We start from the raw sequence: 7,024 nt of genomic DNA, 5'->3' as shown, positions 1-7,024 counted from the left end.
AGGATGAATTAAAAAAGGCGTTATATTTAATTAATAATCGCCCAAGAAAATGCTTGGGCTGGAAATCTGCACACGAAGCGTTCATGGAGCAAGTGGTGCACCTAATTTGACAAAGTAACATATTTTAAAATAATTGGAAATAAGTAGTTTTTATGGATAAAAGCATTCTAAAGAGTCCAAAAATAAAAGGACCTCTGATAGCAGACCTCCAAAAAGTACGATATATGGTAAGTTTGTACAAGGTTATTATCTACAATACGATGCTACATTTTCCGTTATGGGGGCTACAAATAATTACGTTAACTACAATGGAGAACAATTTGAAGTCAATATTAGCGAATAAGGTACAACGTTGTTGACAGTCCTATTATGCACTTATCATTGAGTCAAAAGAACGCGAAAATAAACTAATGGACCATTTATAACGCTCGAATGAATCCCAAGAAATAACGGCGTTAGCTTTACAGAGGATAAACAGTAATCTTTCAGCGTTAGAAGGACGTGTTGATCGTATTGAAAAACATTTATTTAAAAACAGAGAGGAAGACTAATTATGACAGACAAACTAAAACAACATTCACCAGATGCTAAAGCACATCTTTCTTGTATGTATTTTTATTGGCGTATATAGTTAATGAACATTTTTCATAATCCCCTTCAATTTCATCTGTTAATTGAGCATTTGCTATGTTGGTAAACATAAAAAACACACACCATTAATATTAGGTAGTTCAGATAATGTGGAGAAAATGTAAAAAAACATATCAAATCGCACTAGTACGTTTAGCACCAAACGTACTTTCTTTTTATGAAAGGGAAATGAAAATTTATGTTAAAATAAATTCGAGTGAGAATGCTTGTCTTCTTTATAAACCGCAGTATCGAGCTTCAAATCTTCTACTGTCATTTCCCTAAAACGTATCGTGAATTTGTATCAGCTGTACTTGACTGTCTTCTAAACCGAAATACTTTTTACCAACTTGCCCTTTCTTACGAGCATTATTAAGATTGTAGTGTATTTTATCAGTATTTAACCACATTTCTTTGAATGTCTTATTGGTCAAAGGAACCGTCTCATATTTTTCTAAAAACTCCAAGCAACAACGGTACAACCATTCTATTTATGATAGTAAGTGCCAACACCGATTTCTAAAATATCGCAAGTTCGACTGATTGGCATTTTATTTAATAGTATTTTCGCAAACATTGGTCGACTGGATTCGCCGTTCTTCAGTGCCATTTTCAATTGATTTCTTCGACTTCAAAGGTCTGTTGCATCCTCTACATAGATCATAGTTTGTCTTCCAGTTTTTCAGTTTTTGAAATGCGACTTACGTGATAACAAAATTGCATATTATATTTCCAATGTCATATAATTTGGATAGGAGTGTGATTTTATTTTGCTAGTTAAAATTAAAAAACAAGACATTGATTTGATAACATGTCCTGATCTTAGTCAAAAATGCTTTGAACCACTTATTGATTTTTATAAAAGTGGAATATCAAATGAAACTAATTTCACTCAATTCAAAGAACAATTTTACGAGCGACTTTCTGAAGGTCAAAAAGCTTTGTTTATTTTCCACACTTATTACAGTCATGCAAGTAAATCACTTATTGAATTTTATTGGTGGAGTGTCTATTATTACGCTCAACCTAAAAGCTGGTTAGCGCTTAAAGCCAGTACTAGGTATTTTAAGGATGAACCTATGCTTTTACTCTTTGAAAAGATTGAACTAGCACTTAAACAAAGTAATCATCCGAATACATTAGAAGACTTTACTGTCACGCGTGAGGACCTAGACAAAAACATAGAGCTCAAAGCTTCTATCTCATCTCTTCATGTCATATTCGAAAATACAACTCCACTAACAATTAGAAAAATAAATAATAACATTGAAAAAAACATACAAGAATTTGTTGAAATAATTGATTAGAATTTAATCGCTCATAATACAGCATCTTTAAAAAGGTGCTGTTTTTTTAATACTAATACGTAGTTTTTTTCAACTCTGTATCAGTATTGCAAATGTATATGCCATACTGTACTAGGTACAACAATCACTTTATTGTTACCATTAATGAAATACTTTGGAGAATGATTCTTTATGTGACCTAGCAATTTAGCTAATTCAATTTCTATATGAGTAGAATTGAATCTTTTGTATTGAATTATCCGTATAGAACTAAAAGAAGAGAAAAATTATTAGGAGGGATGCGAATGGGAACGGTTATTTTATGTTTTATATTATTTATTCCAATATATGCAATATTAATATGGCAAATTTCTAACCCTAAAGATGCAATATTATGGGGAAAACGATGGATGTACAAAGAAGAGCCCAATGTTACTGAAACTGCTATTACCTACACTAAAATTGCTTCTGTTATATGTATTGTATTTTTAACAATCCTTTTTGTTATCCTTTTCATAAACCAATTATAAAACTCGAATACGCTTATAATTTGAAAAAAATCAACAATCAAGTTAAACAAATCCTATGAATAAAAAATGTCAAAATGGATATCTAATTTTTGTTCATTTAATTTTCATGACCAATACCAAACATATTTAAAACAAATATGTAATCTGCTTATTTCATTGCACGAAGACATCTTGATTAGAATTTTAATTTATAGTCACTAGCACATTCTCAAGTTTGTACTATATTTTTTGTAAAAAAACTAGTTGTCATCCCTACAACAAGTATCGTAATAATAGAAAGGAAGAATGTATCATAAGATAGTAATAGACCGCCCACAATGATTACAACCGAATCTATTAAGATTATAAGTATACCAACATTAATACCCACTTTATCACTTATAAACTGAGCAATAAGATCTGTACCACCTGTACTTGTCTTAAACCGTAACATTATACCAATTCCAAGACCTATAAGAACTCCCCCTAATATCGAACTGTAAATTGGATTAATGTGTACAAGGGTATCAAAAGGTTCTAAGATATCAATAAAAAAGGAGGTAACAAGTAAACCATGTAAACTATTGAAGAAATAATCTCTATAGTAAATCCAAGCAATAATAAATACAGGGATACTTAAAAGTATTATGATGAATCCTGCCTGTAGTCCCCATATATAGTTAGATATTAAACCTAGACCTATAATGCTCCCATCTAATACCTCGTATGGTGCTAAAAAGAGATTTATCCCTAAAGATACTAGTATACTACCAACGACTATAACAATACTTTTCTTTATAAAATACATATAGACTTCCCCCAAAAAATAAACATGTAAGTACTTTATGCGAAAATCTAGATAAAAATGTAAAACTGGAGATGTAAACAATTTTGTATAATGGTATTAAGACAAGAATCAGGGTAGATTACACCACTAAAATTGTTAAAATCCCAATAAAATTACCTACTCTATAGCAGTACATTTTGCAACATAGTCATTATTCATAAAAACTGTTTTAAGGTCTCTTGTTTGCAAAACAAAAAAATCCATTTTGGAATAAACTAAACCAAAATGGATTTTTTCTGTTTTTTATAATTAGTTTCTTAAATAAAATTGACTAGTTTGCTCTCTACCATACAATTTTATGAGCAGAATCAATAACTACTAATAAGTTGGATTCATTAAGCAGTAACTTCATTCTGTAATTTTAGAGATACTTGCAAAATTTGATGATTATCGCTTTTTGCGATTTTCCATTGTTGATTTTCACGATGAATAGGTGCTTGCTTACCGTCCGCTTGTAGCATTTCTGCTTGTATCCATCCTCCGATTGTATCAACATTATACGTATTATCAAATGTGATATTAAATCGATCTTCTAATTCGTCTAAAAGGACACGCCCATTAATCAGATATTCATTTCTACCATTCTCAAAAATATCTGGAATTTCATCGTTATCAAATTCGTCGCGGATTTCACCAACGATTTCCTCTAGAATATCTTCCATTGAAATAATACCCGAAGTTCCGCCAAACTCATCTATGACTATTACAATATGAATTTGTTCCTTCTTCATTTTTAGCAGTACATCTTGTAAACGCGCTGTCTCAAGAATGAAAGGTATTTTGTGAATATGCTCTTCTAATGTTGTTTGCTTGCCAAGTGCATATTTGGTTACCATTTCTTTCGTATTAACTACGCCAATGACTTTATCTTTATTTCCATTTTCTGTTACAGGGTATCTTGTAAAATGATGTTCATCAATTATTTGTAGAATTTCTTCTTTTTCCATTACACTATCTAAAACAACCATCTGAGTACGTGGAACCATTATATCTTTTGCTACACGCTCATCAAATACAAAAATGTTCTGCATGTATGTTAGTTCCGTTTGATTGATCTCGCCACTTTGGAAGCTCTGTGTCATAATAATCTGTAGCTCTTCTTCCGAATGCGCCTGTTCATGACTAGTAGGTTTAACACCTAATAAGCGAAGTAAAGTACGAGATGTTCCATTCATAAACCAGATAAGCGGGAAGAATATTTTACCAAACGTAACTAAAGAAGGTGCTAGAAGTAACGTCAAACGTTCTGCATACTGAATCGCCAATGTTTTTGGTGCTAGCTCCCCTAATACAACGTGAAGCAGGGTCATAACCATTAGCGCAAGAGCGTAAGATGCTACAGTTGACATAGCTGCTGGTATCCCTAAGTAATCAAAAACTGGATGTAGAAGTTTCTCTACTGTAGGCTCTCCGAGAGTACCTAATCCTAAAGCTGTTACAGTGATACCAAGCTGACAAGCAGATAAATAATAATCTAAATCTGAAACAATTTTTTTAGCAGCGACAGCTTTTTTATTTCCTTCTTCAATTAGCTGATCAATTCGAGACATTCGTACTTTAATAACAGCAAATTCAGAAGCTACAAAGAAAGCTGTTAGCATGATTAAGATGGATATTAATATTAAATTCGTAAAAATTGTTATGTCCAATTATTTCCCTTTAAAAAGGGATTCACCTCCGTGATGATATATGACTAAGTAATTATGAACAATGGACACTAACAAATAGTTAATACTGAGTGATGCTACATTTCTCATTTTGTCATGTAATTTCAAGTATTAAAGCCACATACGCTTTTTTTATTTCTTATTCTTTGTATTTTAGAATATTGGTTTCTACCTAATAGTTCACATTTTTTTAGATGCATACTTAGAATATAGACAATATAAAGTAAGCGAGTAGCATAATCCATCGTGTTTAATGGTTTCTCTAATTTAGTAACGTGGATAGTTTTAAATATCGCCTTCCCAATAGTCTCACCTCTTTCAAAGTATGATTTATTCTAACACATCCAAGAATTATCTAACTATTAGTAAGTCTTTATTTTTTATAAATAATTAATTATTTTTCGAAATTTTGTAACATAATAACAAATTTTTAGGTATGAACATAAAAAAAGAACCCTTTATAATATGAATACAAAGGGTTCTAATCTTATATTAAGTCATAATGAAGTTAAAAAATATAAAGAAGGAAAAGACTCTTTCCAACTTTCTATATTATAGAAGAAGTTATTACAACAAACCAGCTTTCTCTAAAAACTCACGTGCTACTTCAGATGCTTTTTTACCTTTTACATTTACTTTATAGTTCATTTCACGCATTTCATCATCAGTTATTTGATCAGCTAGTTTATTTAAGGCTTTTTCAATTTCAGGGTACTTTTTAATTGTTTCATTTCTTAATATAGGTGCACCTTGGTATGGGGGGAACAGTTTTTTGTCATCTTCTAAAACGACTAATTTGTGTTGTCTGATTTCACTATCAGTTGAATAGGCATCTAATAAATCAATATCTCCAGATTTTATAGCCTGATATCTAAGTTTGGGTTCCATCGTAGTAATATTAGATAAAGTAGTATCATAAAGCTTACGTATGCCTCGATAACCATCTTCACGATCATTAAACTCCATTGTAAACCCGGCTTTTATTTTTCCTTGAGCAGCCTTTAAATCCGAAATACTTTTCAATTCATATGTTTTTGCAGCCTCTTTTGATACTGCTAATGCATACGTATTGTTGTATTTCATGGGATTAAGCATTATCATGTCAAACTTCTTCAACATACCTTCTTGAGCTTGATGATAAACATCATCTTGGTTATTATTTATGGCTTTTTCTTTTAAAAACTCAGAAATTGCAGTACCAGTAAACTCGGGATAAATGTCGACACTACCTGATTTCAGTGCATTAAATACAAATGAGGTCTTACCTAAACCAGGCTTTAATTGAACATTCAAATCAGTCTCTTTTTCAATAAGTAATTTATACATATTGATAAGAATTTCAGGCTCTGCTCCAAGTTTACCGGCAATTACGATTTCTTCTTTTTCATTGATATTTATTAGAGGAAGAAGAATCATTAGTAACGCTGCAACACTAATAGTACTTAATGCTGTTACTGTTTTTTTAAAGGAAAGTGATTCAATTTTTTTTAGTAAAAAGTCAAAAGCTAGCGCTAATAGTGCAGCTGGTGCGGCTCCTAAAATAATTAATGATGTATTATTACGATCTATCCCTAGTAAAATAATATCTCCAAGTCCCCCAGCACCGATTAATGCCGCCAATGTAGCTGTACCTACTATTAAAACCATGGCAGTCCTTATTCCAGCCATCATAACAGGCATAGCGAGAGGTAGCTCTACTTTCACTAACCTCTTTCGAGTATTCATCCCCATTGCCATTGCGGCTTCCTTTAACGATGCATCTACTTCATTTATGCCAGTGTATGTATTACGTAAGATTGGTAAAAGCGCATAAACAACTAATGCTATGATGGCTGGTATCTTCCCTATACCAAATAGCGGAATTAACAAGCCTAGTAATGCCAAAGAAGGAATCGTTTGAAGAACAGCGCTAATACCAATAATACTTTCTGCTATTTTTTTCTTATTCGTTAAATAAATCCCTAAAGGTATTGCTATAACAACTGCAAAAAAGAGAGCAATAAATGAAATCTGGATATGTTCAAGTAAAGAGGCTACCAGTTGTCCTTTACGTTCGTTAAAAACACCTACTAAATTTGTCATATG

General features: G+C 31.7%; 5 protein-coding genes and 2 pseudogenes. 3 read left to right on the top strand and 4 right to left on the bottom strand.

The window, feature by feature from the left end; translation table 11 throughout:
- Positions 1–110 (top strand): annotated as a pseudogene (locus tag ACQKMD_RS15615) (IS30 family transposase); the annotation flags it as partial.
- Positions 111–938: 828 nt separating this feature from the next.
- On the opposite strand, the pseudogene ACQKMD_RS15610 reads toward ACQKMD_RS15615, so the two are convergent.
- Positions 939–1,210: pseudogene (locus ACQKMD_RS15610) on the bottom strand (insertion element protein); the annotation flags it as partial.
- 190 nt (positions 1,211–1,400) lie between these two features.
- Here ACQKMD_RS15610 and ACQKMD_RS15605 point away from each other — a divergent pair.
- Together ACQKMD_RS15605 and ACQKMD_RS15600 are read left to right on the top strand one after the other, a co-directional pair.
- On the top strand, positions 1,401–1,937 hold the full coding sequence (locus ACQKMD_RS15605) for a hypothetical protein (RefSeq protein WP_427753062.1): 537 nt from the start codon (positions 1,401–1,403) through the stop codon (positions 1,935–1,937).
- A 284-nt stretch (positions 1,938–2,221) separates the two neighbouring features.
- A complete protein-coding gene (locus ACQKMD_RS15600; RefSeq protein ID WP_427753061.1) occupies positions 2,222–2,446 on the top strand; it encodes a hypothetical protein in 225 nt (74 codons plus the stop codon).
- A gap of 208 nt (positions 2,447–2,654) precedes the next feature.
- Here the strand turns inward: ACQKMD_RS15600 and ACQKMD_RS15595 are convergent, their stop codons facing one another.
- From ACQKMD_RS15595 to ACQKMD_RS15585, 3 genes are all read right to left on the bottom strand, one after another.
- Complete coding sequence (locus ACQKMD_RS15595) at positions 2,655–3,233, bottom strand: YitT family protein (RefSeq protein WP_427753060.1); 579 nt, start codon at positions 3,231–3,233, stop codon at positions 2,655–2,657.
- Positions 3,234–3,607: 374 nt separating this feature from the next.
- Complete coding sequence (locus ACQKMD_RS15590) at positions 3,608–4,921, bottom strand: hemolysin family protein (protein ID WP_427753059.1); 1,314 nt, start codon at positions 4,919–4,921, stop codon at positions 3,608–3,610.
- A 585-nt stretch (positions 4,922–5,506) separates the two neighbouring features.
- Positions 5,507–7,021, bottom strand: a complete 1,515-nt coding sequence (locus ACQKMD_RS15585; RefSeq protein WP_427753058.1) for an ABC transporter permease/substrate-binding protein — start codon at positions 7,019–7,021, stop codon at positions 5,507–5,509.
- Between the last annotated feature and the right edge of the window lie 3 nt (positions 7,022–7,024).

It is taken from the genome of Viridibacillus sp. NPDC096237, assembly GCF_050278625.1.
GTDB lineage: Bacteria > Bacillota > Bacilli > Bacillales_A > Planococcaceae > Viridibacillus.
This window is presented reverse-complemented; position numbering and strand designations above follow the sequence as displayed.

Bases quoted from the DNA above. Each gene is read 5' to 3' on its own strand.
- ACQKMD_RS15600 (WP_427753061.1), top strand. From the start codon at position 2,222: ATGGGAACGGTTATTTTATGTTTTATATTATTTATTCCAATATATGCA.
- ACQKMD_RS15595 (WP_427753060.1), bottom strand. From the start codon at position 3,233: ATGTATTTTATAAAGAAAAGTATTGTTATAGTCGTTGGTAGTATACTA.
- ACQKMD_RS15585 (WP_427753058.1), bottom strand. From the start codon at position 7,021: ATGACAAATTTAGTAGGTGTTTTTAACGAACGTAAAGGACAACTGGTA.